We start from the raw sequence: 24970 nt of genomic DNA on the forward strand, positions 1-24970 counted from the left end.
CGTTTACAGTGACGGGCATGAGCGGGCACGGGCTGGGGCGCGGGGTGCTGAGGCCGGAGGCGACGGGCGGGCGCGTCGAAGTACGGCGGCAGCAGCCGCGGCCCGCGCTGGCGGCTCTGGTCGACTTCTACTGGAATCCGCGCTGGGACCTGCGGGGGCGGCCGGACCACGAGCAGAAGGTGCTCGCCCACCCCAATGTCCATCTGGTCTTCGAGGCCCCTGAGCCACTGGTGTACGGGGTGCAGCGGGGGGTGTTCAGCCGTGTGCTGCACGGGCGCGACCAGGTGTTCGGGGTGAAATTCCGGCCGGGCGCCTTCCGGCCGTTCATCGACGGGCCGGTGGCGGAGCTGGCCGACCGCGCGGTGCCCGCGGCCGGTCTGCTCGGCGGCCCGGCCGGGGCCGTCGAGGCGCTGAGCCGGGAGATCCTGGCACTGGACGACCTGGCGGCGATGACGGCGCTGGCCGAGGAGTATCTGCTGGAGCTGCTGCCCGGCACCCGGCAGGACCCGGTGGTGGCCGAGGTGGCGGACCTGGTCGAGAGAATCGAGAGGGGTGTCCCCCCGGCCGATGAGCGCGGGAGGATCACCGCCGGCCCGCAGCTCTTCCGGGTGGACGAGCTGGCCCGCGAGCTGGACCTGCCCGTACGGCGGCTCCAGCGGCTCTTCGCGGAGTACGTGGGGGCGAGCCCCAAGTGGGTGCTGCGCCGGGCCCGACTGCACGAGGCCGCGGCCCGCGCGGACGGCGGCGCCGACATCGACTGGGCCGCGCTCGCCGCCGACCTGGGCTATGCCGACCAGGCGCACCTGACCCGTGACTTCACCGCGGCGGTCGGCGCGCCGCCGAGCCGGTACGCGAGCCGCTGAGCCCGTACGGGGGGGCGGTTCGGCCGGTACGCGGGCGGCTGTGCCCGGTTCCGGCCGTTGTTAGGCGTTCCGGCGCGCCGGGCCCATAATGGGGCCTCATACATCGGAGGTCTGGCGGCGGCGGGACCTGAACAGGGGAGGCGCTGATGGCGGTCACCGACGAGGCCATCGAGAGGATCAAGGAGATGATCGTCTCCGGGGCGCTGCGTCCGGGCGACCGGCTCCCCAAGGAGAGCGAACTCGCGGCCGAGCTGGGGCTGTCCCGCAACTCGCTGCGTGAGGCCGTCCGCGCCCTCTCGCTGATCCGCATCCTCGACGTCCGCCAGGGCGACGGCACCTACGTCACCAGCCTCGACCCGCAGCTCCTGCTCGAAGCCCTCAGTTTCGTCGTGGACTTCCACCGCGACGACACCGTGCTCGAATTCCTCGCGGTCCGCCGCATCCTGGAACCCGCCGCCACCGCGATGGCCGCCGTCCGCATCTCCGTCGAGGAGCTGGACGCCCTCGAAGGCAAGCTGGACGCGCTCGGCCCGCAGCCGTCCGTCGAGGAACTGGTCGCCTCCGACCTGGAGTTCCACCGCGGCATCGTCCAGGGCTCGGGCAACTCCGTGCTCTGCTCGCTGCTCGACGGTCTGTCAGGACCCACCACCCGCGCGCGCGTCTGGCGCGGCATCACCCAGGTCGACGCCGTCAGCCGCACGCTGCACGAGCACCGGGCCATTCTCACCGCCCTGCGCGACCGCGACGCCGAGGCTGCCCGTTCGTGGGCGACGGTGCATGTCGCCAGCGTGGAGCAGTGGCTTCGCTCAACGCTTTAACCCTCCGGGCGGGGTGGGGAGGGCGCGAGCCCTGTGCGTTCGCCCTCCGCGGGGCCTCGCTTTCCGCCCCTAGAACTCGGCCTGCCGCCCCGGCGAACGAACCGTCCGGGGCCACGCCCCCGGGAGCAGGCGCTGCACTGGCTCATGGACCCGCCGGGGGCAGGTTCAGGGCGTAGAGGCGAGCGGCGTTGCGGCCGAGGACGGCGTCGCGGGCGGCGGGGGTGAGAGGGGAGAGGGCCGCCTCGGCGAGGGCGACGACGGAGGAGTAATCGGCGGCGAGGGTGCACACGGGCCAGTCGGAGCCGAAGAGGAGCCGGTCGGGCCCGAAGGCGGCCAGGAGATGGCGGGCGTAGGGCAGCACGTCGGCGACGCGCCACCGGTGCCAGTCGGCCTCCGTGACGAGCCCGGAGAGCTTGCACCAGACGTTCGGCAGCGCCGACAGCTCGGTCATGGAGGCGGCCCACGGCTCCCAGCCTCCGCCGCCGACCGGCGGCTTGGCGCCGTGGTCGAGGACGAACCGCACCTCGGGCAGCGCCCGCACCGTGCCGATGGCGGCGGGGAGCTGGTCGACGGTGACGAGCAGGTCGTAGACGAGCCCCGCGGCGCCGACGGCGGCGAGGCCGGACCTGACGTCGGCGCGCGCCAGCCATCCGGGGTCGGCCTCGTCCTGGACCTGGTGCCGTATGCCGACCAGGGGTCCGAGGGCGGCCAACGCGCCCAGGGTGCCGGGGAGTTCGGGCGAGGTGAGGTCGGCCCAGCCGACGACCCCGGCGACCCGGCCGCCGGAGTCGCGGGCGAGGGCGAGGAGTTCGCGGGTCTCGTCGAGCGAGGAGCTGGACTGGACGAGCACGGTGGCGTCGATCCCGTGCGCGTCCAGCAGCGGAAGGAGTTCCGCGAGGCGGAACGTCCGGGCGATGGGGTCGAGTTCAGCCCCGGTCAGCCACGGCTGGGGGCGCCGTTCGAGGTCCCACAGATGGTGGTGGGCGTCGATCCGCATCGGGTCAGGCCCCCTCGGCGGGAGCCCTGAGCGGCAGCGGCGCGTCCTTGTCCAGCAGCCCGCGGGCGACCAGAGCGTGCCAGAGCGCGTCCGGGATGTCGTACGAGAACAGCTCCGCGTTGTCGCGCACCTCGGCGGCGTTGGCGGCGCCCACCACGGCCGAGACCACCGAGGGGTGCGCGAAGGGGTAGCGCAGCGCGGCGGCGCGCAGCGGGACGTCGAACTCGGCGCAGACGGCGGCGATGTGCTGGGCGCGGGCCAGGATCTCCGGTGGCGCTTCGACGTAGTTGTAGTGTGCGCCGGGTCGCGGGTCGGCCAGCAGGCCCGAGTTGTAGACGCCCCCCACGACGACCTTCGTACCGCGCCGTTCGCAGGCCGGCAGCAGGTCGTCCAGCGCGGTGCGTTCCAGCAGCGTCCAGCGGCCCGCGCACAGCACGACGTCGACATCGAGGTCCGCGACGAGGCGGGCGAGGATGTCGCTGTAGTTCATGCCGAAGCCGATGGCCTTGACCACGCCCTGGTCGCGCAGGTCGGCCAGGGCGGCGAAGCCGGTGTCGTAGATCTCCGGCAGGTGGTCCTCGGGGTCGTGCAGATAGACGATGTCGACGGCGTCCACGCCGAGCCGTTCCAGGGAACCCTCCAGCGTGGCGCGGATGCCGTCGGCGGTGTAGTCCCACTCCCGCGCGCGGGCCGGGGAGTCGGTGAAGCCCTGGCCGTCCGGGGCCTCGCCCGGCCGCAGGTCGCGCAGCCTGCGGCCGACCTTGGTGGAGAGCACGTACGTGGAGCGGTCCCGTCCGGCCAGCGCCCGGCCGAGCCGTTCCTCGGAGCGGCCGAGACCGTAGTGCGGCGCCGTGTCGAGGTACACGGGCCCCGCGGCCCCCGTCTCGAAGGCGGCGGCCACGGTGGCCTCGGCCTCCTCCTCGGTGACGGCGCGGTAGAGGTTGCCCAGCGGCGCGCAGCCGAGGCCGAGCCGGGGCAGTACCGGTACGGGCATGGTGACGTTCTCTCCCTCGGGTATCCGGTCAGTCCTGCTTCTCGCCGCTCGCGAAGCGGGAGATGATCAGCGCGACGATGATGATCGCACCGTAGAGGAACTTGTCCCACAGCGGCGGCACACCGCCCAGCGTCGTGACGTTCACGACGAGTTGGAGCGCGACGACACCGGTCAGGGCGCCGAAGAGGGTGCCCTTGCCGCCGTTGAGGCTGACGCCGCCGATCACGGTGGCGGCGAAGACCTGGAAGATCCAGCCGTTGCCCTGGGTCGAGGAGATCGCGCCGTAGTGGCCGACGTAGAGCACACCGGCGAAGGCGGCGAGCAGGCCCGCGACGGCGAGGACGACCCAGGTGATGAGGTCGACCCGGATACCGGCCGCGCGGGCCGCCTCCTTGTTGCCGCCGATCGCGTAGAGCGCCCGGCCGTGCCGCAGATAGCCGAGCGCCAGGCCGCCGAGGACGAAGAGCACCAGGCAGATCCAGACCGCGGCCGGGGCGCCGAGCCAGGACGCGCCGCCGAGGTAGGAGAAGGACGCGGGCACCTCGACGATGGACTTGCCCTGGGATATGCCGTCCTGGAGGCCGCGGAGCATGGTCAGCATGCCGAGGGTGGCGATGAAGCCGTTGACCCGCAGTTTCAGGATCAGGAATCCGTTGAAGCCGCCGATGAGCACGCCCACCAGCAGGCAGAGCGGGATCGAGGACCAGCCGGGCAGCAGTCCGATGCCGTGGTAGGTGGCGGAGCCGGTGCTCGGCATCACCAGCCACATGGCGATCACGGGGGCCACGCCGATGGTGGACTCCAGCGACAGGTCCATCCGGCCGGAGATCAGGATCATCGCCTCGCCGAGCACCAACAGGCTCAGCTCGCTGCACTGTTGGAGGACGCCGAGGAGGTTGTCGGAGGTCAGGAAGGTGGGCGACACGATGAAGCCGATGACGCCCAGCAGCAGGATCACCGGCAGCAGGGACAGGTCCCGGTAGCGGGTGAGCTGGATACGCGGCGCCGGCCGCCGGGTCTTGTCCGGTACCGCCACATCGGCGGTCAACTGACTGGTGTCACTCATTCCTCGGCTCCCTCGTCGCCGCCCGAGGGCAGCCCTTCCATGGCCGAGACCAGGTCCCGGTCGCTCCATCCGCTGCCGAACTCGGCGATCACCCGCCCGTGGAAGAGCGCGATCACCCGGTCGCAGACCCGCAGGTCGTCCAGTTCGTCGGAGACGATGACGGCGGCGTCGCCGCGGTCCGCGACGCCTCTGACCACGCCGAGCAGCGCGTCCTTGGACTTCACGTCCACGCCCGCGGTGGGCCGGACGGCCACCAGCACGCGCGGGTCGCGGGCCAGGGCGCGGGCGATGACGACCTTCTGCTGGTTGCCGCCGGACAGATCGGCCACCGGCTGGGCCGGTCCCGAGGTCTTGATGTCCAGCGAGCTGATCATGCGCTGTGCGAATTCCCTGGTCCTGGACGGCAGGACCGTGCCGTACGGGCCGAGTTGGTCGGTCACGGTGAGGGTGGCGTTCTCCGCGACGCTGCGGCCGAGCACCAGGCCCTGCCGGTGCCGGTCCTCGGGTACGTAGCCGATCCCGGCGCCGAGCGCGTGCGGGACGCTGCCGGGGCGTACGGCCTTGCCCGCGACCAGGGTCCGGCCGCCGGTGGCCTTGCGCAGCCCGACCAGGGTCTCGCCGAGCGCGGTGTTGCCGCTGGCGGTGGCCCCGGCCAGGCCCAGCACCTCGCCGGGGCGTACGGCGAAGTCGATGCTGTCGAAGGCGCCGTCGAGCACGAGCCCTTCGGCGCGCAGGACGGCGTCACCGGTGTCCGCAGCGCCCTTGGAGACCGGCACCGGCAGCGAGGTGGACAGCGCCTTGGACGCCGACTCGTCGGCCGACCCCCGTGCGTGCCAGGCCAGTTCGGCCTGCGCCGCCTCACCGGTCATCGCCTCGACCAGTTCCGCCTTGCTCAACTCGGCGACGGGCGCGGTCACGACATGGCGGGCGTCACGGTAGACCGTGACGGTGCTGCACAGGTCGTAGACCTCCTGGAGGTGGTGCGAGATGAACAGGAAGGCCACGCCCTGCTGTTGGAGGCCGCGCAGCTTGGTGAAGAGCCGCTCGATGCCCGCCGCGTCGAGCTGCGCGGTGGGCTCGTCCAGGATGATGAAGCGCGCGCCGAAGGACAGGGCCCGCGCGATCTCCACGAACTGCCCCTGCTCGACGGTGAGATCACCGGCGCGCGCGGTCGGGTCGACGTCGACCCCGTACTCGGCGAGCAGGTCGCGGGCCCGGCCGCGCAGCGCGGACCAGCGGATCCGGCCGCGGCCGAATCTGTTCAGGAACAGATTCTCCGCGACGGTCAGATCGGGGACGACCATCGACTTCTGGTAGACGCAGGCCACTTTGGACTGCCAGGCGGCGGTGTCGCCGGGCGCGGGGGCGGGCTTCCCGAGGAAGGAGACCCGCCCGGCGTCCGGGGCGTGCAGCCCGGTCAGCACGGAGACCAGGGTGGACTTGCCCGCCCCGTTGCGGCCGACGAGCGCGTGCGAGTCGCCGGCCGCGACGGTGATGCCCACCCGGTCCAGGGCCACGGTGGCCCCGAACCGTTTGACGATGCCCTCCGCGTGGACCGCGGGGGGCGGTACGGCCTCGGCCATGGGTCAGCTCTTCCCGAGCTGGTTGGCCCACAGGCTCGCGTCGTCCACGTTGTCCTTGGTGACCAGCGGGGCGGGGAGCTGGTCCTCGAGACCGTTGGGGATCTTGATGATCGTGGAGTCGTGGTCGGTCGGGCCCGGCTGGAAGGTCTTCCCGGCCAGAGCCTCCTTGGCGTAGTACAGCGCGTACTTCGCGTACAGGTCGGCGGGCTGGGAGATGGTGGCGTCGATCTGCCCGGCCTTGATGGCCTTGAACTCCTCGGGGATGCCGTCGTTGGAGATGATCGTGATGTGTCCCGGCGTGCCCGGCGGCTTGAGCAGGTTCTTCTGCTGGAGCAGCGCGAGGGTCGGCTGGAGGAAGACCCCGCCGGCCTGCATGTAGATGCCGTTCAGGTCCGGGTCGGCGGCCAGCGTGGTCTGGAGCTTGGCCGAGGCGGTGGCGCCGTCCCAGTTGGTGACCAGCGGGATCACCTTGATGTTCGGGAATTTGCTCTTCATGCAGGCGGCGAACGCCTCCGAGCGGTCGCGGCCGTTGATCGAGGACAGGTCGCCCTCGAACTCCGCGATCTTGCCCTTGCCCTTGAGCTGTTCGCCCAGGTACTCGCACGCCTTCGTGCCGTACGCCTTGTTGTCCGCGCGGACGACCATGTACACCGGGCCCTTGTCGGGGCGGGTGTCGACGCTGATCACCGGGATCTTCTTCTTGGCCATCTGCTCCAGGGTGGAGGCGATGGCGCCGGTGTCCTGCGGGGCCATCACGAGCGCCTTGGCGCCCTCGTTGGCGAAGCTCTGCACGTTCGCGACGAGCTTGCCGATGTCGTTCTGCGAGTTGGTGCGGGGCAGGGCCGAGACGTCACCGGCCTTGACGCCCTTTTCTATGTAGCTGTTGTACGAGTTCCAGAAGTCGCTGTCGGAGCGCGGCAGGTCGATGCCGACCTTGCCGGAGCTGCCCGCCTTGCTGTCGCTTCCCCGGTTGCAACCGGCGAGCGCGGTGACCGCGAGCAGTGCGGCACAGGCGGCCACGGTCGTTCTGCGCAGTCTCATCGTCGAGCCCTGCCCTTCGAATTGTGTGTCGGCTCTGCGGAGGATGTGGTGCGGGGGCGGTGCCTGAGGTGCGGAGGAGCTGAGGTGCGGAGGAGCTGACGTACTTGGGGACAACTGCCGTGCGCGGAAGCCGGGGTGGCGGCTCAGCTTCCGGCGGGGCGCAGGCGCAGTCCCTGCATTCCGCCGTCGACGGCGAGCGCGGTTCCGGTCACGCTCGCCGCGGCGGGACTCGCCAGGTAGACGATGGCCGCGGCGACCTCGTCGGCGGACACCAGCCGTCCCAGGGGCTGGCGTGCGTCGAGTGCCGCGCGCTCGGCGGCCGGGTCCTCGGCCTGGTCGAGGAGGCGGCCGATCCAGGGGGTGTCGGCGGTTCCGGGGTTCACGCAGTTGACCCGTACGCCCTCGCGTACGTGGTCGGCGGCCATCGCCAGGGTGAGGGCGAGCACCGCGCCCTTGCTCGCGCTGTACAGCGCCCGCTGCGGCAGTCCCGCGGTCGCGGCGATCGAGCAGGTGTGGGTGATGGAGGCGCTGCCCGGCCGGGCGGCGGCGGCCTCGCGCAGGTGCGGCAGGGCGGCGCGGGCGGTCCGCATCATGCCCAGGACGTTGATGTCCAGCACGCGCTGCCACTCGTCGTCCGGGTTGTCCTCGACGGTGCCGATGGCGCCGATCCCGGCGTTGCTCACCACGATGTGCAGGCTGCCGAGTTCGGCGACGGCCGCGCCGACCGCGGCCCGTACGTCCTCGTCCGAGGTGACGTCGGCGGTGACGGGGACGGTGCCGCTCGGCGCGCCCGCGGTGTCGCGGTCCAGTACGGCGACGCGCGCGCCGCGGGCGGTCAGCAGCGCCGCGGTGGCGGCGCCGATCCCGGAGGCGCCGCCGGTGACGAGGGCGGTGAGGCCCGCGAGGTCCTGGGCGGCGGAGGCGGCGTGCGTCGGATCGGCGCTGGTGCTCATCGGGTCAGCTCCTGTCGGGCCTGTCGCGCCTGCCACACCGGGCCGTCCGGGTAGCGGTAGTCGGCGAGCGACTCCGGGACCATACGGGCGGAGAAGCCGGGCGCGGCAGGGGCGCGGTATCGGCCGTGGTCCATCACCACGGGATCGGTGAAGTGTTCGTGCAGGTGCGGGACGTACTCGATCACCCGGTTGTCCCAGGTGCCGGAGACGGCGACGTAGTCGAACATCGACAGGTGCTGGACGAGTTCGCACAGGCCCACGCCGCCGGCGTGCGGGCAGACCGGGACGCCGAATTTGGCGGCGAGCAGCAGGATCGCGATGTTCTCGTTGACCCCGGCGACGCGGGCCGCGTCGATCTGGACGAAGTCCACCGCGCCGGCCTGGAGGAGCTGCTTGAACACCACGCGGTTGGCGACGTGTTCGCCGGTCGCGACCGGCACCGGCTGGCCCGCGCGGATCGCGGCGTGCGCGAGGACGTCGTCGGGGCTGGTCGGCTCCTCGATCCAGTACGGGTCGAAGGGCGCCAGCGCCCGCATCCAGTCGACGGCGTCGGAGACGTCCCAGCGCTGGTTGGCGTCGACGGCGATCCTGATGTCGGGGCCGACCGCGTCGCGGGCCAGCCGCATCCGGCGCAGGTCGTCGTCGAGGTCGCCGCCGACCTTGAGCTTGATCTGCTGGAAGCCCGCGGCGACGGCCTCCTTCGACAGCCGGGTCAACTTGTCGTCGGAGTAGCCGATCCAGCCGGGTTCCGTGGTGTAGGCGGGGTAGCCGCGACGGCGCAGTTCCGCGGCGCGCTCGGCGCGGCCCGGCTCGGCGCGGCGGAGGATCTCCAGCGCCTCGTCGCGGGTCATGGCGTCGCTGAGGTAGCGGAAGTCGACCATGTCCACGAGCTGTTCCGGGCTCATCCCGGCCAGCAGTTCCCAGACCGGCAGTCCGGCCCGGCGGGCGGCCAGGTCCCAGGCGGCGTTGACCACCGCCCCGGCGGCCATGTGCATCACGCCCTTCTCCGGGCCGAGCCAGCGCAGTTGGGAGTCGTGGGTGAGCAGCCGGTAGAAGCCGCCAAGATCACCCGTGACACTGTCCACCGAGCGGCCGACCACGTAGGGTCGCAGTGTCCTGATCGCCGCGGCGACGACGTCGTTGCCGCGCCCGATCGTGAAGCAGAGACCGTAGCCCGCCAGGCCGCCGGGCGAGTCCGTACGGAGCATGACGTAGGCGGCGGAGTAGTCGGGGTCGGGGTTCATGGCGTCCGAGCCGTCGAGCTGCTCCGAGGTCGGAAAGCGGATGTCGTACACGTCGACCTCGGTAATGGTCGGACTCATGCACACCCCCGTCGTGAGACATCGGATCTTTTCTTGATGATCCGATGTATAGCGGCGCGCGGGGCCGGAAGTCCAGGGGCGGGGCCAAACTTTGTGGGCAACAGATCGGATGTCTCACCTGGTGGCGCTGCCGGTGACTCATCGGGGGCCGCGCTGGGGATCATCCAGCTACGAGAACCACGGCACCGGCCTCGGTACGCCGTAGGCTGGTGCCGCACGTGCAGGAACAGCAGCCGGTACGGGGACGGCACCGCTCCCCTCCGGTCGGAAGGAGGCGCTGGGTGATCGAGCTCGAGGGGGTACCCGAGCTGATCGACCCGGTCATGGTGGCCGCGTTCGAGGGCTGGAACGACGCCGGGGACGCCGCCTCGACCGCGGTCGGGCACATGGACCGGGAGTTCAAGGGCGAGGTCTTCGCGGCGCTCGACGCCGAGGACTACTACGACTTCCAGGTGAACCGCCCCACGGTCTGGATGGACGCCGGGGTACGGCGGGTCGTATGGCCCACGACCCGGCTCTCGGTCGTCAGGATCACGACGCCCAAGCCCCGCGACCTGGTGCTGGTCCGCGGGATCGAGCCCAGCATGCGCTGGCGCTCGTTCTGCAACGAGATCCTGGGCTTCGCCCACGAGCTGGGCGTCGAGATGGTCGTGGTGCTGGGCGCGCTGCTCGGCGACACCCCGCACACCCGGCCGGTCCCGGTCACCGGGGTGACCTCGGACCCCGACCTGGCGACGACGCTCAATCTGGAGGAGTCGCGCTACGAGGGGCCGACCGGCATCGTCGGCATCCTCCAGGAGGCGTGCACCCACGCGGGCATCCCCGCGGTGAGCCTGTGGGCGGCGGTGCCGCACTATGTGTCGCAGCCGCCCAACCCCAAGGCCACCCTGGCGCTGCTCAACCGCCTCGAGGACCTGCTCGACCTGCGCATCCCGCAGGGCGAGCTGCCCGAGGACGCGCGCGCCTGGCAGGTCGGCGTGGACCAGCTCGCGGCCGAGGACAGCGAGGTCGCGGAGTACGTCCAGACGCTGGAGGAGGCGCGGGACACCGCGGAGCTGCCCGAGGCGTCGGGTGAGGCCATCGCCAAGGAGTTCGAGCGCTATCTGCGCCGCCGCGACCCGCAGGCCGGGGAGTACGCGAGCGAGGGTGACGGCGGGGTGCCGCAGTTCCGGGACCGTGCGCAGTCGCCGCGGCTGGACCCGGACAGCGGCGCGGGCGCGGGCACGGACACCGATACGGACGACGGCGCCGACAAGGACGCCGCAGCCGAGGCCGACAGCAAGGCCGACCACAAGGCCGCAGCCGACGCCGACACGGAGACCGAGGCCGAGGCCGCCAAGGACGGGGAAGGCGACCTGGACGCCCCGGACGGCGACGGGGACGGCCGCGAGGAGTAGACCGCGCGACGGACGGGAGTGAGGGGTGCGCGCCGCGCGCACCCCCTCACCCTCAACCGGTCACGCGCAGTGGAACCGCGCCCCCGCCCAGTCCCCGTGGTCACCGCTGAGTGACGTCGCCGCCGGGGTGATCTTCAGATGGACGTGCCGGGCCCCGGTCACCGGTACCGACACCGGCACGGTGGCCGACGCCCCGGTGAGCACGGGCGAGGTCCACAGCGTGACGCCGTCCGCGACGACGGAGAAGGTCACCGAGCCGTAGCCGTCGATCTCGTCGTCGATGCCCACGTCCGAGGTGAACACCGAGCACCGGCCGCCGAGGTACACCTCGACGTCGGAGGCCGCGTGCGCCCCGATGCCCTTGGCGTACGTCGTCCCGTCCAAGGTCAGCGTGTGCCCGTCGGCCGCGCCCGACTCTCCGTTGCTGCGGTCGCGTTCCGGCGGCCCCCAGCCGTTGGTCGAGGTCAGCCAGGTCAGATCCCCGGCATACGTGTCGGCCGTCGGCGGCGCGGGCATCGCCGCGACCGCGAACGGCTGGACGGCGACCCGGCCGGGCGCCGACGACAGGTAGTCGGCCCGCGCGGTGAGCACGGCCTGTCCGGCCGTGACCCCGGCGGGCGGGGTCACCGAGAAGCGCAGCCGCTTGGTGTTCCCCGCGGTCAGCACGGGCACGGTCTGCGGCGCCGACACCTTCCAGCCGTCCGGCGCCCGGAGCGAGACCTTGGCGCCGACCACCGGCAGCTTGCCCGCGGTCAGGTCCACGGCGACGTCGGAGGCGACCCCGGCGCCGGTCTCCTGGCCCGCGGGCGCGGAGACCACCGCGGCCGCGCCCGGCACGCGTCCGCCGAGCGCGCTGGAGCCCGCCAGCCGCAGCCGGAACGCCTGCGCGGTGGACCGGGTCGCGGTCTTCACCCGGACCACTCCCCCGCGGTCGGCGGGGTCGTACCACCAGCCCTGCGTCGCCTTGTCGAAGGCGGCCTCGGTGCCGAGCCGGGGCAGCACCTTGCTGTCGAGCAGCACCGCGCCGGGCGCGTCACCGGTGTGCAGGGTGAACGCGTACGGCCGGGCGGTCTGCTTGCCCCGGAAGTCGCCGACGCTCGCGCCGACGTCCACCGTCACCTCGCCCGCGCCGGACTTCGGCGCGGTGACCGTGACCTTCTGCCGCGCGTACTTCCCCGCGCGGCTCTGCCGGGTCACGCCGTCGTCCTCGTAGAGGGTGAAGGACGAGGTGCCCTGCGGGTAGACGTCCCAGGCCACCGGGGAGTCGGCCGTACGGTCCCGGTACGACCTGATGCCGGGCCACATCGGCACGGCGGCACCGGCCTTGACGAACAGCGGCAGGGTGCCCAGCGGCGCGCTGTAGCCGCCGACCGTGGTCGGCCCCTGGTAGATCCGGCCGGTCCAGTAGTCGGTCCAGGTGCCCTTGGGCAGGTAGATGCCGTCGCGCACCGCGGAGTCCTCGTAGACCGGCGCGACCAGGAAGTCCTGCCCGGACAGGAACTCGTACTTCGCCGCGTCGGTCGCCGCCACCGGGTCGTCCGGGTACTCCAGCGCCAGCGGGCGCACCGCGCCGACACCGGTCCTGTTCGCCTCGGCCGCGTAGCTGTACATGTACGGCAGCAGCGACTCCTTGAGCTTGAGGTACTGGCGGTTGATCGAGGTGTACGGCTCCCCGTACTGGTAGGGCTGCTTGTCGCTGGCGGCCCAGCCGTCCATCGTCATGACGGCGGGCAGGAAGGACTTCCACTCCAGGTCGCGGGTGTACGTGTCGGCGCTGCCGCCGAAGATGCCGTCGATGTCGCCCGAGGTGTAGGCCAGGCCCGACATCGTGGCGCCCGCGTAGGTCGGGATCTGCCAGCGGATGTAGTCCCAGGTGCCGTACTGGTCGCCGGACCACTGCACGCCGCAGCGCTGCGCGCCCGCCCAGCTCTCCGGCGCCCAGGTGAAGCCGCGGGCGTCGCTGTTGTCCTCGATGCCCCGGTAGGCGTCCTTGCAGCCGTCCAGCGCGTGCTTGTAGCCGTCGCCGACCCAGGCGACGTCGAGCTTGGCGACCCGCTGGCCCGCCTTGACCTGGTCGGCGAGCTTGTCCAGGCCGTCCTCGGTCCACAGGCCGAGCTCCATGTCCTGCTTCGCCAGGCCCGCCGACGTCTCCGGCAGGTTCTCGTACCCGCAGCCGTAGCCGTCGTTGACGAGCATCCAGCCGTTGGGCATGTCGTTGGCGGTGTAGTCGGCGGCCACGTCGAGCGCGTCGAGGGTGTGGCGTTCGCCGCGGTTGGCGTTGTGCAGGTAGCAGTCGGAGTCGCCCGGCTCCAGGCCGTAGACCGGGGGCAGGAAGGGCTTGCCGGTCAGCTTGGTGTAGTCGCCGATCACCCGCTTGGCGTCGCCCGCGAAGTAGTAGGCGTCGAAGCGCTGTTCCTCGGCGCTCGCGGTCACCGGCTCGCCGAAGCTGTAGGTGTTGGGCGCGTAGGTGTTGCGGAAGACGCCGTATCCGGCCGTGGAGAGGTAGAACGGCACGGAGTTGGGGTGCCCGCCGTCGTTCCAGTTGCCGTCCACGCCGACCTGGAGGGTCTGGCCGCGGTGCGAGGTGTTGCCGCGGCCGTTCTGCATGCCGCCGCCGTAGAACTGCTCGGCCGCGCCGCGGTCGAGGGTCTGGGTGGTGCTGTCCTTGGTCCAGCTCAGCGGCTTCGTCTCGGACCAGACCCGGGTGCCGTCGGCCCGGTAGAGGGCGAAGCGCAGCGGCGCCTTGTAGGCCCGCAGCGTGACGGCCGAGGTGCTCAACTCGTAGGCGTCGCCCGCGTCCTTCCAGCGCGTGGCGGGCGGCGCGCCCTGCGGCAGGACGATGTCGTCGCCGGTCGGATCGGTGAAGGCGCCGTCCGGGGCCAGTTCGATGCGGAAGGTGTCGGCCGACACGAAGCTGACCCGGGCCAGGGCCTGACCCGCGTGCAGCCGGTAGACGGCGCCGGCGTGGTCGAAGCCGGTCACGTCCCCCACGGAGGTCTCGGCGGTCGCGGTGGGTGCGGCGGCCTGCGCGCCGCCGGGTCCCGTGAAGGCCATGAGCAGACCGAGCACGGCTGCACCGACCAGCACCACTCTAGTGCGCACTCTTGTTTGCATGAAGCGTGTTTAGCGCAAAATCGAGCATGGGACCATGGCCAGAACGGAAGCGGAACGGAAACCGCCCTCGGACTCCGGCTGAGTCCAAGGGCGGTCACGGGTGGGTCGGTTGGGGTGTGCGGACTACAGCGCGACTCCGAGCAGCGCGTCCACCGTGCGCGACACCAGGCCGGGCGCGCCGGTCTCGGTGCCGCCCTCGGACTCCTGCGCGGCGGCCCAGCGGTCCACGGCGGCCAGGGCGCGCGGCGCGTCGAGGTCGTCGGCCAGCGCCTCGCGGATCTCTTCGAGCAGCGCGTCGGCGGACGGCCCGTCCGGCCGGGAGACGGCGGCCCGCCAGCGCGCGAGCCGCTCGACCGCCTCGGCGAGCACGGCGTCGGTCCACTCCCAGTCGGCGCGGTAGTGGTGGGCGAGCAGCGCGAGCCGGATCGCCGCCGGGTCGACGCCGTCGCGGCGCAGCGTGGAGACGAAGACCAGATTCCCCTTGGACTTCGACATCTTCTCGCCGTGCAGCGCGACCATCCCCGCGTGCACGTACGCCTTCGCGTACGGGTACTCGCCGGTGAGCGCCTGGGCGTGCGAGGCGCCCATCTCGTGGTGCGGGAAGGCCAGGTCGGAGCCGCCGCCCTGGACGTCGAATCCCATGCCGAGGTGGTCGAGCGCGATGGCCACGCACTCGATGTGCCAACCGGGGCGGCCGGGGCCGAGCGAGCCGCCGTCCCAGCTCGGCTCGCCCTCGCGGGCGCCCATCCACAGCATCGGGTCCAGCGGGTTCTTCTTGCCCGGCCGGTCCGGGTCGCCGCCGCGCTCGGCGGAGAGCGCGCGCATCGTGGCGGCGTCGAGCCCGGAGACCTTGCCGAAGTCGGGGTCGGCGGCGATCGAGAAGTACGTGTCGACGCCGAGTTCGTACGCCGCGCCCGCGTCCCGCAGCCGCTCGATCAGCGGGACGATGCCCGGAATGGCCTCGACCGCGCCGATGTAGTGGGCGGGCGGCAGCATCCGCAGCGCGGTCATGTCCTCGCGGAACAGCGCGGTCTCCCGCTCGGCCAGCTCGACCCAGTCGACGTCGGTCGCGTTGGCCCGCTCCAGCAGCGGATCGTCGATGTCCGTGACGTTCTGGACGTACTCCACCTGGCGCTTCGTGTCGAGCCACACGCGCTGCACGAGGTCGAACGCGTTGTACGTGGCCGCGTGCCCCAGGTGAGTGGCGTCGTAGGGGGTGATCCCGCAGACGTAGATCCGGGCCACCGGGCCCGGATCGATCGTCAGCGGCCCACCGGTCGCGGTGTCGTGGAGACGGAGTGCGCGTCCAGTGCCGGGAAGGGCGGGGACGTCGGAAGCGGGCCAGGCATGCATGTCATGAGATTAACCGTGCAGACGACTGGCAAACGAACCGGAGCTGGGGCAATGCCGGACGAGGCGGCTCGGGCGCGCTGCCGGAACGCTCTCCCGGACGGCCCGGAGCGCCCCGCTTCAGACCGGCGGCCAGGGGATCGACGGCCACTCGCCGCCGGGCTCGGGATGCACTCCCGACCGCAGCAGCCGCTCGGTCCTGGCCCGTACGGCGGCCGTCTCCGCGGGGGTGATCAGCTCGGCGAGCCGGTCGCCGAGCGCCCCCGCCAGCTCCGCCTGGAGCTTGCGCAGTACGGCCACGGCCTCGTCCGGCAGCGGCTCGCCCGCCCAGCCCCACAGCAGGGTGCGCAGCTTGTCCTCGGTGTGGAACGTCACTCCGTGGTCGATGCCGTAGAGCCGCCCGTCGGCGGTCTGGAGCAGGTGGCCGCCCTTGCGGTCGGCGTTGTTGATGACGGCGTCCAGCACGGCCAGGCGGCGCAGGCGTATGTCGTCGGCGTGCACCAGCAGGGCGGTGCGGCCGTTCTCCAGTCGGGCCTCGACGACGGGCTTCCAGCCGGGGGCGGGCTCGGTGTCCTCGGTCAGCCCGAAGAGCTCCGGCTGCGCGGGGTCGGTGTCGGAGTTGGGGTCGGAATTGGTGTCGGCGGCGGCGTCGGGGGCCTCGTCGGGGCCGGCTTCCGTATCCGTATCCGTATCCGTGTCCGCGGTCAGGTCCGGCGGGTCGATCCAGAGCTGGACCATGCCCTCGCCGTACGGTCCGTCGCGCAGCACGGTGGGCGGCACCAGGCCCCAGCCGGTCGCCTCGGAGACCAGGTACGCGGCCACCTCGCGCTGGGCCAGGGTGCCGTCGGGGAAGTCCCACAGCGGGCGTTCCCCGGCCACCGGCTTGTACACGCAGGCGAGCGCGCGGCCCTCGTACTCGGTCTCGCAGAACAGCACGGCGTTGGAGGCGTCGCGCACCTGGCCGCGCACGGTCAGCTCGCCGTGGACGAGGGCCTCGGTGCCGGGGCTCAGGCCGACCTCCGGTACCCGTTCTGACGCGGGCATACGTGTCCTTCCGGGTCCAGGGGGAGGCTGCACAGCGGGCACGGCGGGCGCCCCGCGGAGACCACGTCGAGCGCGCGCTTGGCGAAGGAGCGGGCCTGGGCGCCGGTCAGCAGGACGCGCAGCAGCGGCGGGCCGTTCTCGTCGTCCTGGAGCAGCTCTTCCTCGGCCGCCTCCAGGTCGTCCTCGTCCTCACCGGACAGCTCGACCAGCGCCTGCGCCTCGATGACCATCCGCTCGTGGGCGCCGTCCCAGGCCAGGGCCATGGTGCCGACCCGGAACTCCTCCTCGACGGGGGCGTCCAGCGGGGCGGAGTCGGCCAGTTCCGCGGGGGCGACGGCGGGCACCGAGGCGTTGCCGCCCGACCTGCGCACCACCTCGTCCAGCAGCTCGTCCACCCGCTCGGCGAGCGCCGCGACCTGCGTCTTCTCCAGCGCCACGCTGGTGGTCCTGCCCGCCGCGGTGGCTTGGAGGAAGAAGGTCCGCTGACCCGGCTGGCCGACTGTCCCGGCCACGAAACGGTCCGGCTGCTCGTAGAAGAAGACCTGACGGGGCACGTCCCGCTCCGTTATCTCGACTGAATCGCTGCTTTGGCGCGATGCGTTCTGGTGGCATTCACTGGTTCCACTGCCGGTCCCCCACCCTACTGCGGAAGCTGATCACAGGGCGCCGGTGGAGCCTCCGACGACCGCGTCGTCCTCGTTGTCCTGCGGCTTGTCGTGCGGCTTGTCCCGTGGCGGGGGCGGGATCAGCGGGGTCAGGTCGCCGGTGTCGCCGAGGCGGAGCAGGAAGGGGCGGTACGGGGTGTAGCGGATGACGGTCACCGAGCAGGGGTCGGTGCTGATCCGCTGGAAGAGGTCCAGGTGCATGCCGAGCGCGTCGGCGGCCAGCGACTTGATGATGTCGCCGTGCGAGCACACCAGGTACAGCGCGTCGGGCCCGTGCTCGGCCTCGATCCTGGCGTTCCAGTCCCGTACGGCGTCCACCGCGCGGGCCTGCATCGCGCGCAGCGACTCGCCGTTCTCACCGGGGAAGACGGCCGCCGACGGGTGCCGCTGGACGGTCGCCCACATCGGCTCCTCCGCCAGTTCTGCCAGCTTGCGGCCCGTCCAGTCGCCGTAGTGGCACTCGCCGACCCGCTCGTCGGTGTGCAGCGGCAGCTCGGGGCGCGTGTCGAGCAGCGGTCCTACGGTCTCCTGACAGCGTTGCAGCGGACTGCACACGACGGCGGCGAGCGGCAGTGCGGCGAGTCGGGCGGCGAGCACGGTCGCCTGGGCCCGGCCGGTGTCGTCCAGGGCGACGCCCGGACTCCATCCGGCCAGCACTCCGTCGGCGTTGGCGGTCGACCGGCCGTGCCGGACAAGGATCACGGTGGGCATGCCCGCCACCGTAACCCTTCCGCCGCCGACCCGTTGTGCTGGGTGACGGCCGTGGCGGGGAAGATCCCCCCGAGCCCCCACCACGGCCGCTGAATTCCCTGCGATCCACTGCCCCCGGCCTAGCCCTCGCCGACTTGCCTCATAGGTAAGGTCTAGGGGTCGGGGGGCCCTTCAGGTTTCGGGCAGCAGTCGGGATGGCGAAGCAGGTGGAGATGTTCAGCAAGGCGACGAGGAGCCGTCCGAGCGCGCGCCGGAGTGGTCCGGCCGGCTCTGACTGGTCTCCGTACGGCCGCCTGGAGGACGCCGCCGACGCGTATTTCCTGCACGCGGACGTCGCGCTCGACGCCATCGAGGGTGTGCTGGGCCGCCGCCGGGTGCGCGGCTTCACCCTGGAGCGGGTGGTCGACCTGACCGAGGCGGGCACCTCGGTGTGGCAGGAGGCCGCGGTGTGCGACGGGCGGCGGCTGATCCTGTGGCACAGCGAGGAGTTGGCGGACGACAAGGCGCCGGGCGGCACCGTACTGGACTCGTCGGTGCAGGTGCTGCCGCTGGACTCGATCGGGCACGTCGGGATGCGCACCCTGGTCGGCCGCGACGAGGGCGGGCAGCGGATCGACCGCGGGGTCTATCTGGTGCTGGCCACCGCGATGCCGCACGAGATGAGCGCGGTGCAGGCCGACCCGGACTCGCCGCTGCCGGTCGCCTCCGCCAAATTCCGCCCCGAGGCGTTCCGTTTCAGCAAGTCCCTGGACGACGGCGGCGCCGGGCAGATAGCGCGACTCATCGCCTTCGGGCGGCTGTTGGGGCGGCTGGTACCGAGCTGAGCGCGGCGCTGGGCCGGGCCGTCATGAGGACGGGCACTGGGCCGCGTCGAGGCGGGCGCCGCGCACGGCCCCGCGCGCGTCGAGCGGCACGCGGCCATGACCGGCCCATCGGACCGACATCGGCACGGGGCCGTGGCCGGCCCCCTTCGGGCCGACCCGTCGTCACGTCCTCGCCTTACGCCCCCGCGAGCCCGGCCCGCTCCAGCGCCTCGACGCCCGCCCGTACGCCCGCGATCCGCTCGTCCCGCGTGAATCCGGCGGGCGTGATGTTGAGCGTGGTGACCCCGGCGTCGGCGTACTCGCGCAGCCGGTCCGCGATCCGGTCGACCGTGCCGAGCAGGCAGGTGGAGTCGATGAGGTCCTGCGGCACGGCCGCCCCCGCGCCGTTCTTGTCGCCCGCCAGGTACTTGTCCTGGATCTCGGCGGCCTCCTTCTCGTACCCCATGCGCCGCGCGAGCTGGTTGTAGAAGTTCTGCTTGCGGCTGCCCATGCCGCCGACGTACAGCGCGGTGTACGGGCGGAAGATGTCGGCCAGCGCCGGGACGTCCTCGCCGAGGGCGAGCGGCAGGGTCGGGCTGACGTCGAAGCCGTCCAGCGTCAGACCGGCCTTCTCGCGCCCGGCCCTGATGTGCCGCAGCGCGGTGTCCTCCAGGTGCGCGGCGGACGGGAAGATCAGCAGGGCGCCGTCGGCGATCTCGCCGGTCTGCTCCAGGTTCTTCGGGCCGATCGCGGCGATGTAGAGCGGGATGTGCTCGCGCTCGGGGTGCACGGTGAGCTTGATCGGCTTGCCGGGGCCGCCGGGCAGCGGCAGCGTCCAGTGCTCGCCCTCGTAGCTCAGCCGCTCGCGGGACATCGCCTTGCGGACGATCTCCACGTACTCGCGGGTGCGGGAGAGCGGCTTGTCGAACTTGACGCCGTACCAGCCCTCGGAGACCTGCGGGCCCGACACGCCGAGACCGAGGCGGAACCGGCCGCCGGACAGCGAGTCCAGGGTCGCGGCGGTCATCGCCGTCATCGCGGGGGCACGCGCCGGGATCTGGAAGATCGCCGAGCCGACGTCGATCCGCTCGGTCTGCGCGGCGACCCAGGAGAGCACGGTGGGGCCGTCGGATCCGTACGCCTCGGCGGCCCAGCACACGTCGTAGCCGAGCCGGTCCGCCTCCTGGGCGACGGCGAGGTTGTCCGCGTCCATCCCGGCGCCCCAGTAGCCGAGGTTGATCCCGAGCCGCATACCGCTCCTCTTTCCGCCGCCGTGTCGTCGCTGTCGCGTCGTCGCTCTCGCGTCCGTCGCTGTCAGGTCTTCGCTGTCATGTCACCGCCGTCGTCCGCCGACATACTGGCGAGTAACGTCGTTGTACCTCCGGACTGTAGCGCCCCGCCGCGGCACGGGGCCCTGTCAGGTACGTCACTGCCGCCCATTCGGCCGGTGCGGGCAGTAATCTCAGCGCCCATGGAGCATAGGCACCTGGGCCGCACCGGGTTGCGCGTGTCCCGACTCGGTCTCGGCACGCTCACCTGGGGACGCAACACCGGCGAACGCGACGCCGCCGACCAGCTCAAGGCGTTCTGGGACGCCGGGGGCAGCCTGGTCGACACGGCGGACGTGTACGCCGACGGCGGCGCCGAGTATCTGCTCGGGCGGCTGATCGAGGATCTCGTGCCCCGGGCCGATCTGGTGATCTCCACCAAGGCGGGCAGCGTGCCGGACCCCGACCGGCGGTTCGACGCCTCGCGCGGACACCTGCTGTCCGCGCTCGACGCGTCCTTGCAGCGGCTGGGCACGGACTACGTCGACCTCTGGCAGGTGCACGCCTTCGACCCCGGTACGCCCACGGAGGAGACGCTCCAGGCGCTGGACATCGCCGTCAGCTCCGGCCGCGCGCGCTACGTCGGCGTCTCCAACTTCTGCGGCTGGCAGCTCGCCAAGGCCGCCGCGTGGCAGCTCGCCGCGCCCGGGCGGACGCCGCTGGCCAGTACGCAGATGGAGTACTCGCTCCTCCAGCGGGGAGTGGAGCGCGAGGTGCTGCCCGCCGCGATCGACCTCGGGGTCGGCCTGCTGCCCTCCTCGCCGCTCGGCCGCGGTGTGCTCACCGGCAAGTACCGCAACGGCACGCCGCCCGAGTCGCGCGGCGGCTCCGACGACATGGCCGCCTTCGTCGCCCCCTACCTCGACGAGACCGCCCGGCTCATCGTGGACGCCCTCGCGATAGCGGCCGACGGCCTGGCGGTCTCCCCGCTGCACGTCGCCCTCGCCTGGGTACGCGACCGGCCCGGTGTCGCCGCCCCCATCCTCGGCGCGCGCAACGCGCAGCAGCTCATCGCCTCGTTGTCAGTGGAGGCGCTTACGCTTCCGGAAGAGATCTGCCTGGCGCTCGACGACGTGTCAGCACCCCTGCACCGCTATCCGGACCACGACTGGAGCACGCTCTGAACGGCACGCAAGCCTCCCGCCGGTCCACCACCCCACGGAGGCCGCAGTGACCGAGTCCCCCACTCCCCCGCCCCGCACGGACACCCCGCCGCCGAGCGGCCCCGCCGGAGGCCCGGCGAACCCACCGGCCGCCGCGGACGGCCCGTCCTCCGGGGGCGGCTCGCGGACGGCCCCGCAGGAGCGGCCCACGGGCACGGCGTCCGCCGCGGTGCCGGGGAGCCGTGCCGCCGCCAAGCCGGTCGCCGACGTGGCCGCGCTGGCCGCCGCCGTCCGCTCGATCGAGCGCGGCGACAATCCGGCGGCGCCCGCGCCGCGCGGTGACGCGGCCGAAGCCCGCCGCAAGCGGCGCGAGGCGATGGCGGCGGAGGCCGCCACCATGCAGGCCGCGGAGGCGGCGGAGGTCGGCGCCGGTGCCCCGGCGGGGACGGACGGCGCGGACAGTGCGCCGGAGGCCGACGCGGAGGCGACAGACGACGCCCAGTCGGCCGTGGAGGCGACGGACGGGAGCGGGGACGAGGACGGCGCCGAGGAGCCGTCAGGGGCCGGAACGGAGGCGTCCGAGACGGGAGTTACGGCCCCGGACGCCGGGGCGGACGGACCCGCGTCGGGAGCCACGGGTCCTGCCTCGGGGCCGCGGCCGTCCGCCGGGGCCGACGCGCCCCAGAGCGGAGTCACAGGCCCCGGCACCGCTCCGCAGGCATCGGCCGGGGCCGATGGCCCTCAGGACGGGCGCGAGGGCCACAGCGAGGCTCCGGCGGCCTCCGGGGCGGGCGCGGCGGCCGATGTCGAGGCGCGGCCTCGGGCCGGCGGGGGCGCGGCGTCCGGCGGCGGGGCGGCTTCGGCCGAGGTGCGGGTGCGCGAGGGCGGCTTGCGAAAGGCGGCCGTTGATCCGGCGGCCGTCGCGGCGGCGAAGGCCGTGCTGGAAGAGGGCGGCGCGCCAGGGGAGTTGGCGGAGGCGGCGGTCAGGGCGCTCGGGGAGCGGGCGGGGGAGGCGCTGCGGGAGGACCCGTGGCGGGTGCTCGGCCTGCCCGGCGTACGGGTGGAACCGGCGGACACCTTCGCCCGCGCGCTGCTCGGCGCGCAGTGCCGCCCGGACGACGAGCGGCGGGCGAACGCGCTGGTCGGCTGGCTGCTGGAGCGCGCCGCCGAGAAGGGGCACACAGCCCTGCGGTCGGCAGAGCTACAGGCGGAGCTGGCGGCCCGCGCCGTACCGGACCCGGCGGCGGCCGTGGCCTCCGCCGTGGCCGACGGCCAAGTGCTCGTCTTCCCCGAGCACCCCGCGCACCCCGCGACGGCCTCGGAGGCCGCGAGCGAGGAGGAGGACGAGGGCGAGGACGGCGCGGCGGACGTACCGCTGCTGATCGGCCTCGACCGGTACGCGCTGGCGGAGGAGAGCCTGGCCGACGGCTGTGTGCGGCTGCTGCGCTCCTTCGAGGGCGACCACGGCACGGACTGGGCGAAGGCCGCCGCGGGCGCGCCGTCGAAGTCGGCGGCGGAGCTGATCAGGGCCGCCGCGGGCAGCGGCCTGGTCGTGCACTCCGGCGGCGAGGCGGCCCGCGAGGAGCCGACCGCCCTGGTGGCCGCGGCGCGCGCGGCGGGCCTGCGGGCGTACGCCGCCGCGTACACGGCGAACGGCAGGCGGCGGCTGGCCGAGGCCCTCGGCGAGGACGCGGCCGTGACGGTCGAGGCACTGCTGGCCGGTACGCAGGGCCCCGGCAGGTCCGGCGACGGCGCCCTCGCCCTGGACCTGCTCGCGGTGCTCGACGCCCAGCAGTTGGGCATCGAGGAGGCCGCCTCACTGGTGGAGGCGGTGCCGGACGGCGCCCGGCTGGTGTTCAGCGGCGACGAGCACGCGATGTGGTCGGCGGGCCCCGGTCTGGCCTTCGCCGACATGCTGGCCGCCAAGTCCTGCCCGCGGGTCGCCTCCCGCACCCCGGACCCCGGCCCGATCGGCGAGCTGGTCTCGCTCATCGGCATCGGCGAACTCGCCCCGGTCGAGGCCCCGGACAAGGAGGTCGTCGTCGTCCCCGTACGCGACCCGCGCGAGGCCGTGCACCGTACGGTGCAGCTCGTCGCCGACTCCGTACCGCGCGCCATCGGCGTACCGGCGGAGCGGACCCAGGTGATCACGCCGGGGCACGGCGGCGCGGTCGGCACCCGCGTGCTCAACGCGGCGCTCAAAGAACGGCTGAATCCCGGCCCCGGCCGCTTCGCCGGTTTCGACCCCGGCGACCGCGTCGTCCACGTGCCGGTCCCCGGCCGTACGCTGCCCGGCACGGTCGTCGGCGCGGAGCCGGACGGACTGCGGCTGGAGTGCGAGGACGGGCCGGTGCTGGTGCCGCGCGCGGACGTGGCGACGACCGTACGGCACGCCTGGGCGATCACCGGGCACCAGGCGGCCGGGATGCGCTGGCCCGCGGTCGTGGTGGTCGTACCGGGCGACGCGGGGCCGCTGCTCACCCGGTCCTGGGTCTACACGGCGTTCGCGCGCGGTGAGCGGCACCTGTCGGTCGTCCAGGGCGCCGATCAGGGCCTGGCCCAGGCCGTGGCCGGTCCCCAGGCCGCGCCGCGCACGACCCGGCTGGTGACCGTGCTGCGGGAGCTGGCCGCCGACTGACGGGCGGCGCGGGCCCCGTACGGCTCAACCGCCGCCCACCACCTCCCCGGCGGCTCCGTACGGCTCAACCGCCGCCCACCACCTCCCCGGCGGCTCCGTACGGCTCAACCGCCGCCCGCCGGCCCGGCGGGCCCGTACGGGCCCGTCCCGCCGCCCACCGGCTCCGGACGCGTCTGGGGGCGGACAGCGCCCGCTGTCCGCCCCCTCCTGGCACTCGGGCGACCCGCTCAGTCCGGGTCGAGCACGCTCAGCTCGTCGTCGAAGACGGCGCTCACGTCGAAGCGGCAGATCACGAGCTGCGGGTCGGCCTGCTCGAAGGGCGCGTCCAGCCACTCCCCCGGTTCCGCGGCCTCCGGCACGGCCGACACCCACACCGTGGAGTCGCCCTCCTCCAGGCCGAACTCCTTGTGGCGCTGCGCGATCTCGTCCGGCTCGTACTCGCCGAAGATCACCCCGACCGCCGCGTTCACCGTGGCGTCCGCCGCGCCGTCGCCGTCATCGGCCCTTCTGGCCTGCGCGAACAGCCGGGTGGGCTCAACGATCGTGTAGTCGCGGCGGATCAGCACACTGATGGCCTCCGGGTCCTCGGGACCGGTGTACTCCGGCAGTGAGTCGCCCGCGGGCACCTCGAAGGGAGTCACCTCGTCATAGGTGTCGTACAGCAACTCGTCATACGACTCGGCGGCCGAAGCCAGCGACTCGAACGCCGCGTAGACGGCGGGATCGTCTTCGCCCGTACGGTTCTCGATCGCCTCGAGGTGGCGGTCCAGCGCGGCCTTGACCGCCTCGACAGCGGCTCGGACCTCGGCAACGGTGGGCTGCACGTCATCAGACATGAGGCAGACGCTATCCGCACCGGGGCGTTGCCCGCACAATAGATGCGATGCCGGAATACGAATTCAGAGAGATGTACGTCGCACGCGGGGTCTCCCGCAAGGACGCGACACGACTGCTCACGGACGAGGCCGAGTACGGGCACTGGGAACTGGACCGGGTGCGCCTCTACCCCGACGGCAGCCGCAGGGTGCGGTTGCGCCGCCGGATCATCCGCCAGGTGCGGGCCACATGGTGAGACGCGCGACGGTGGGACGCGGGGTCCGCCGCAGACACGGCCCGGCCCCGGAGCGCGGCATACGCGCTTCCGGGGCCGGTTCCGACGGTTCGGACCACAGGGGTTCCG

Annotated in this window: 21 protein-coding genes; 7 read left to right on the forward strand and 14 right to left on the reverse strand. The window is 73.0% G+C overall.

The features are described from left to right. The first annotated feature begins 17 nt into the window (after positions 1-17). Both ACIOC1_RS23385 and ACIOC1_RS23390 read left to right on the forward strand, forming a co-directional pair. Entirely contained in the window at positions 18-863 is an 846-nt protein-coding gene (locus ACIOC1_RS23385; RefSeq protein WP_401856249.1) for a DUF6597 domain-containing transcriptional factor, read from the forward strand. Positions 864-1009: 146 nt separating this feature from the next. Continuing rightward, complete coding sequence (locus tag ACIOC1_RS23390; protein ID WP_355333046.1) at positions 1010-1681, forward strand: FadR/GntR family transcriptional regulator; 672 nt, start codon at positions 1010-1012, stop codon at positions 1679-1681. Positions 1682-1823: 142 nt separating this feature from the next. On the opposite strand, the gene ACIOC1_RS23395 is transcribed toward ACIOC1_RS23390, so the two are convergent. The 7 genes from ACIOC1_RS23395 to ACIOC1_RS23425 form a co-directional block, all read right to left on the reverse strand. Then, positions 1824-2678: an amidohydrolase family protein gene (locus ACIOC1_RS23395; protein WP_401856250.1), complete on the reverse strand. Its 855-nt coding sequence runs from the start codon at positions 2676-2678 to the stop codon at positions 1824-1826. A 4-nt stretch (positions 2679-2682) separates the two neighbouring features. Further along, positions 2683-3672 carry an aldo/keto reductase gene (locus ACIOC1_RS23400; protein WP_355333050.1) on the reverse strand — a complete coding sequence of 330 codons (990 nt, stop codon included), beginning with the start codon at positions 3670-3672 and terminating at the stop codon, positions 2683-2685. Positions 3673-3700: 28 nt separating this feature from the next. Then, positions 3701-4738: an ABC transporter permease gene (locus tag ACIOC1_RS23405; protein ID WP_188282963.1), complete on the reverse strand. Its 1038-nt coding sequence runs from the start codon at positions 4736-4738 to the stop codon at positions 3701-3703. After that, positions 4735-6321, reverse strand: a complete 1587-nt coding sequence (locus ACIOC1_RS23410) for a sugar ABC transporter ATP-binding protein (protein ID WP_401856251.1) — start codon at positions 6319-6321, stop codon at positions 4735-4737. The genes ACIOC1_RS23405 and ACIOC1_RS23410 overlap by 4 nt, the downstream gene beginning before the upstream one ends. Before the next feature lie 3 nt (positions 6322-6324). Next, positions 6325-7362 (reverse strand): sugar ABC transporter substrate-binding protein, encoded by a 1038-nt coding sequence (locus ACIOC1_RS23415; RefSeq protein WP_355333054.1) that lies wholly within the window; start codon positions 7360-7362, stop codon positions 6325-6327. Positions 7363-7505: 143 nt separating this feature from the next. Then, the gene (locus ACIOC1_RS23420; RefSeq protein ID WP_391048258.1) at positions 7506-8315 is read right to left on the reverse strand and encodes an SDR family oxidoreductase; all 810 of its coding nucleotides are present in this window, start codon (positions 8313-8315) and stop codon (positions 7506-7508) included. Further along, a complete protein-coding gene (locus ACIOC1_RS23425; RefSeq protein ID WP_355333059.1) occupies positions 8312-9637 on the reverse strand; it encodes an L-fuconate dehydratase in 1326 nt (441 codons plus the stop codon). The genes ACIOC1_RS23420 and ACIOC1_RS23425 overlap by 4 nt, the downstream gene beginning before the upstream one ends. 281 nt (positions 9638-9918) lie before the next feature. Between ACIOC1_RS23425 and ACIOC1_RS23430 the strand changes: the two genes are divergently transcribed. Further along, the gene (locus ACIOC1_RS23430; protein ID WP_401856252.1) at positions 9919-11034 is read left to right on the forward strand and encodes a PAC2 family protein; all 1116 of its coding nucleotides are present in this window, start codon (positions 9919-9921) and stop codon (positions 11032-11034) included. A gap of 60 nt (positions 11035-11094) precedes the next feature. Here the strand turns inward: ACIOC1_RS23430 and ACIOC1_RS23435 are convergent, their stop codons facing one another. The 5 genes from ACIOC1_RS23435 to ACIOC1_RS23455 all read right to left on the reverse strand — a co-directional run bounded on the left by ACIOC1_RS23435 (position 11095) and on the right by ACIOC1_RS23455 (position 17918). Beyond that, a complete protein-coding gene (locus tag ACIOC1_RS23435) occupies positions 11095-14148 on the reverse strand; it encodes an NPCBM/NEW2 domain-containing protein (RefSeq protein ID WP_401856253.1) in 3054 nt (1017 codons plus the stop codon). Between the two features lie 123 nt (positions 14149-14271). Continuing rightward, positions 14272-15501 (reverse strand): cysteine--1-D-myo-inosityl 2-amino-2-deoxy-alpha-D-glucopyranoside ligase, encoded by a 1230-nt coding sequence (gene mshC, locus ACIOC1_RS23440; RefSeq protein ID WP_391161082.1) that lies wholly within the window; start codon positions 15499-15501, stop codon positions 14272-14274. A 117-nt stretch (positions 15502-15618) separates the two neighbouring features. Beyond that, on the reverse strand, positions 15619-16542 hold the full coding sequence (locus ACIOC1_RS23445; protein WP_401856254.1) for an SCO1664 family protein: 924 nt from the start codon (positions 16540-16542) through the stop codon (positions 15619-15621). Beyond that, the gene (locus ACIOC1_RS23450) at positions 16506-17096 is read right to left on the reverse strand and encodes a DUF3090 domain-containing protein (protein WP_355333071.1); all 591 of its coding nucleotides are present in this window, start codon (positions 17094-17096) and stop codon (positions 16506-16508) included. The genes ACIOC1_RS23445 and ACIOC1_RS23450 overlap by 37 nt, the downstream gene beginning before the upstream one ends. A 102-nt stretch (positions 17097-17198) precedes the next feature. Next, positions 17199-17918, reverse strand: coding sequence for a histidine phosphatase family protein (locus tag ACIOC1_RS23455; protein ID WP_401856255.1), 720 nt, complete (start codon positions 17916-17918; stop codon positions 17199-17201). Positions 17919-18112: 194 nt separating this feature from the next. Here ACIOC1_RS23455 and ACIOC1_RS23460 point away from each other — a divergent pair, with 194 nt between their 5' ends. Then, the gene (locus ACIOC1_RS23460) at positions 18113-18742 is read left to right on the forward strand and encodes a hypothetical protein (protein WP_355333075.1); all 630 of its coding nucleotides are present in this window, start codon (positions 18113-18115) and stop codon (positions 18740-18742) included. Between the two features lie 175 nt (positions 18743-18917). Here ACIOC1_RS23460 and ACIOC1_RS23465 read toward each other — a convergent pair whose 3' ends face one another. Continuing rightward, the gene (locus tag ACIOC1_RS23465; RefSeq protein WP_401306699.1) at positions 18918-19973 is read right to left on the reverse strand and encodes an LLM class F420-dependent oxidoreductase; all 1056 of its coding nucleotides are present in this window, start codon (positions 19971-19973) and stop codon (positions 18918-18920) included. 219 nt (positions 19974-20192) lie between these two features. Here ACIOC1_RS23465 and ACIOC1_RS23470 point away from each other — a divergent pair, with 219 nt between their 5' ends. Further along, complete coding sequence (locus ACIOC1_RS23470; RefSeq protein WP_355333079.1) at positions 20193-21173, forward strand: aldo/keto reductase; 981 nt, start codon at positions 20193-20195, stop codon at positions 21171-21173. A 355-nt stretch (positions 21174-21528) separates the two neighbouring features. Beyond that, positions 21529-23790 carry a helix-hairpin-helix domain-containing protein gene (locus ACIOC1_RS23475; RefSeq protein WP_401856355.1) on the forward strand — a complete coding sequence of 754 codons (2262 nt, stop codon included), beginning with the start codon at positions 21529-21531 and terminating at the stop codon, positions 23788-23790. 227 nt (positions 23791-24017) lie between these two features. Here ACIOC1_RS23475 and ACIOC1_RS23480 read toward each other — a convergent pair whose 3' ends face one another. Next, positions 24018-24626 carry a hypothetical protein gene (locus tag ACIOC1_RS23480; RefSeq protein ID WP_391161087.1) on the reverse strand — a complete coding sequence of 203 codons (609 nt, stop codon included), beginning with the start codon at positions 24624-24626 and terminating at the stop codon, positions 24018-24020. Between the two features lie 47 nt (positions 24627-24673). Here ACIOC1_RS23480 and ACIOC1_RS23485 point away from each other — a divergent pair, with 47 nt between their 5' ends. Then, complete coding sequence (locus ACIOC1_RS23485) at positions 24674-24862, forward strand: DUF5703 family protein (RefSeq protein WP_188283518.1); 189 nt, start codon at positions 24674-24676, stop codon at positions 24860-24862. The last annotated feature ends 108 nt before the right edge of the window (positions 24863-24970 follow it).

It is taken from the genome of Streptomyces sp. NPDC088197 (assembly GCF_044741185.1).
In the GTDB taxonomy this organism is placed as follows: Bacteria; Actinomycetota; Actinomycetes; order Streptomycetales; family Streptomycetaceae; genus Actinacidiphila.

What these genes read in the sequence shown, in the direction of transcription:
- ACIOC1_RS23390 (WP_355333046.1), top strand. Translation starts at nt 1,010, where the DNA reads ATGGCGGTCACCGACGAGGCCATCGAGAGGATCAAGGAGATGATCGTC.
- ACIOC1_RS23410 (WP_401856251.1), bottom strand. Translation starts at nt 6,321, where the DNA reads ATGGCCGAGGCCGTACCGCCCCCCGCGGTCCACGCGGAGGGCATCGTC.
- ACIOC1_RS23420 (WP_391048258.1), bottom strand. Translation starts at nt 8,315, where the DNA reads ATGAGCACCAGCGCCGATCCGACGCACGCCGCCTCCGCCGCCCAGGAC.
- ACIOC1_RS23470 (WP_355333079.1), top strand. Translation starts at nt 20,193, where the DNA reads ATGGAGCATAGGCACCTGGGCCGCACCGGGTTGCGCGTGTCCCGACTC.
- ACIOC1_RS23465 (WP_401306699.1), bottom strand. Translation starts at nt 19,973, where the DNA reads ATGCGGCTCGGGATCAACCTCGGCTACTGGGGCGCCGGGATGGACGCG.
- ACIOC1_RS23455 (WP_401856255.1), bottom strand. Translation starts at nt 17,918, where the DNA reads ATGCCCACCGTGATCCTTGTCCGGCACGGCCGGTCGACCGCCAACGCC.
- ACIOC1_RS23395 (WP_401856250.1), bottom strand. Translation starts at nt 2,678, where the DNA reads ATGCGGATCGACGCCCACCACCATCTGTGGGACCTCGAACGGCGCCCC.
- ACIOC1_RS23405 (WP_188282963.1), bottom strand. Translation starts at nt 4,738, where the DNA reads ATGAGTGACACCAGTCAGTTGACCGCCGATGTGGCGGTACCGGACAAG.
- ACIOC1_RS23480 (WP_391161087.1), bottom strand. Translation starts at nt 24,626, where the DNA reads ATGTCTGATGACGTGCAGCCCACCGTTGCCGAGGTCCGAGCCGCTGTC.
- ACIOC1_RS23435 (WP_401856253.1), bottom strand. Translation starts at nt 14,148, where the DNA reads ATGCAAACAAGAGTGCGCACTAGAGTGGTGCTGGTCGGTGCAGCCGTG.
- ACIOC1_RS23445 (WP_401856254.1), bottom strand. Translation starts at nt 16,542, where the DNA reads ATGCCCGCGTCAGAACGGGTACCGGAGGTCGGCCTGAGCCCCGGCACC.
- ACIOC1_RS23400 (WP_355333050.1), bottom strand. Translation starts at nt 3,672, where the DNA reads ATGCCCGTACCGGTACTGCCCCGGCTCGGCCTCGGCTGCGCGCCGCTG.
- ACIOC1_RS23460 (WP_355333075.1), top strand. Translation starts at nt 18,113, where the DNA reads ATGGCGAAGCAGGTGGAGATGTTCAGCAAGGCGACGAGGAGCCGTCCG.
- ACIOC1_RS23485 (WP_188283518.1), top strand. Translation starts at nt 24,674, where the DNA reads ATGCCGGAATACGAATTCAGAGAGATGTACGTCGCACGCGGGGTCTCC.
- ACIOC1_RS23425 (WP_355333059.1), bottom strand. Translation starts at nt 9,637, where the DNA reads ATGAGTCCGACCATTACCGAGGTCGACGTGTACGACATCCGCTTTCCG.
- ACIOC1_RS23475 (WP_401856355.1), top strand. Translation starts at nt 21,529, where the DNA reads ATGGCGGCGGAGGCCGCCACCATGCAGGCCGCGGAGGCGGCGGAGGTC.
- ACIOC1_RS23415 (WP_355333054.1), bottom strand. Translation starts at nt 7,362, where the DNA reads ATGAGACTGCGCAGAACGACCGTGGCCGCCTGTGCCGCACTGCTCGCG.
- ACIOC1_RS23385 (WP_401856249.1), top strand. Translation starts at nt 18, where the DNA reads ATGAGCGGGCACGGGCTGGGGCGCGGGGTGCTGAGGCCGGAGGCGACG.
- mshC (WP_391161082.1), bottom strand. Translation starts at nt 15,501, where the DNA reads ATGCATGCCTGGCCCGCTTCCGACGTCCCCGCCCTTCCCGGCACTGGA.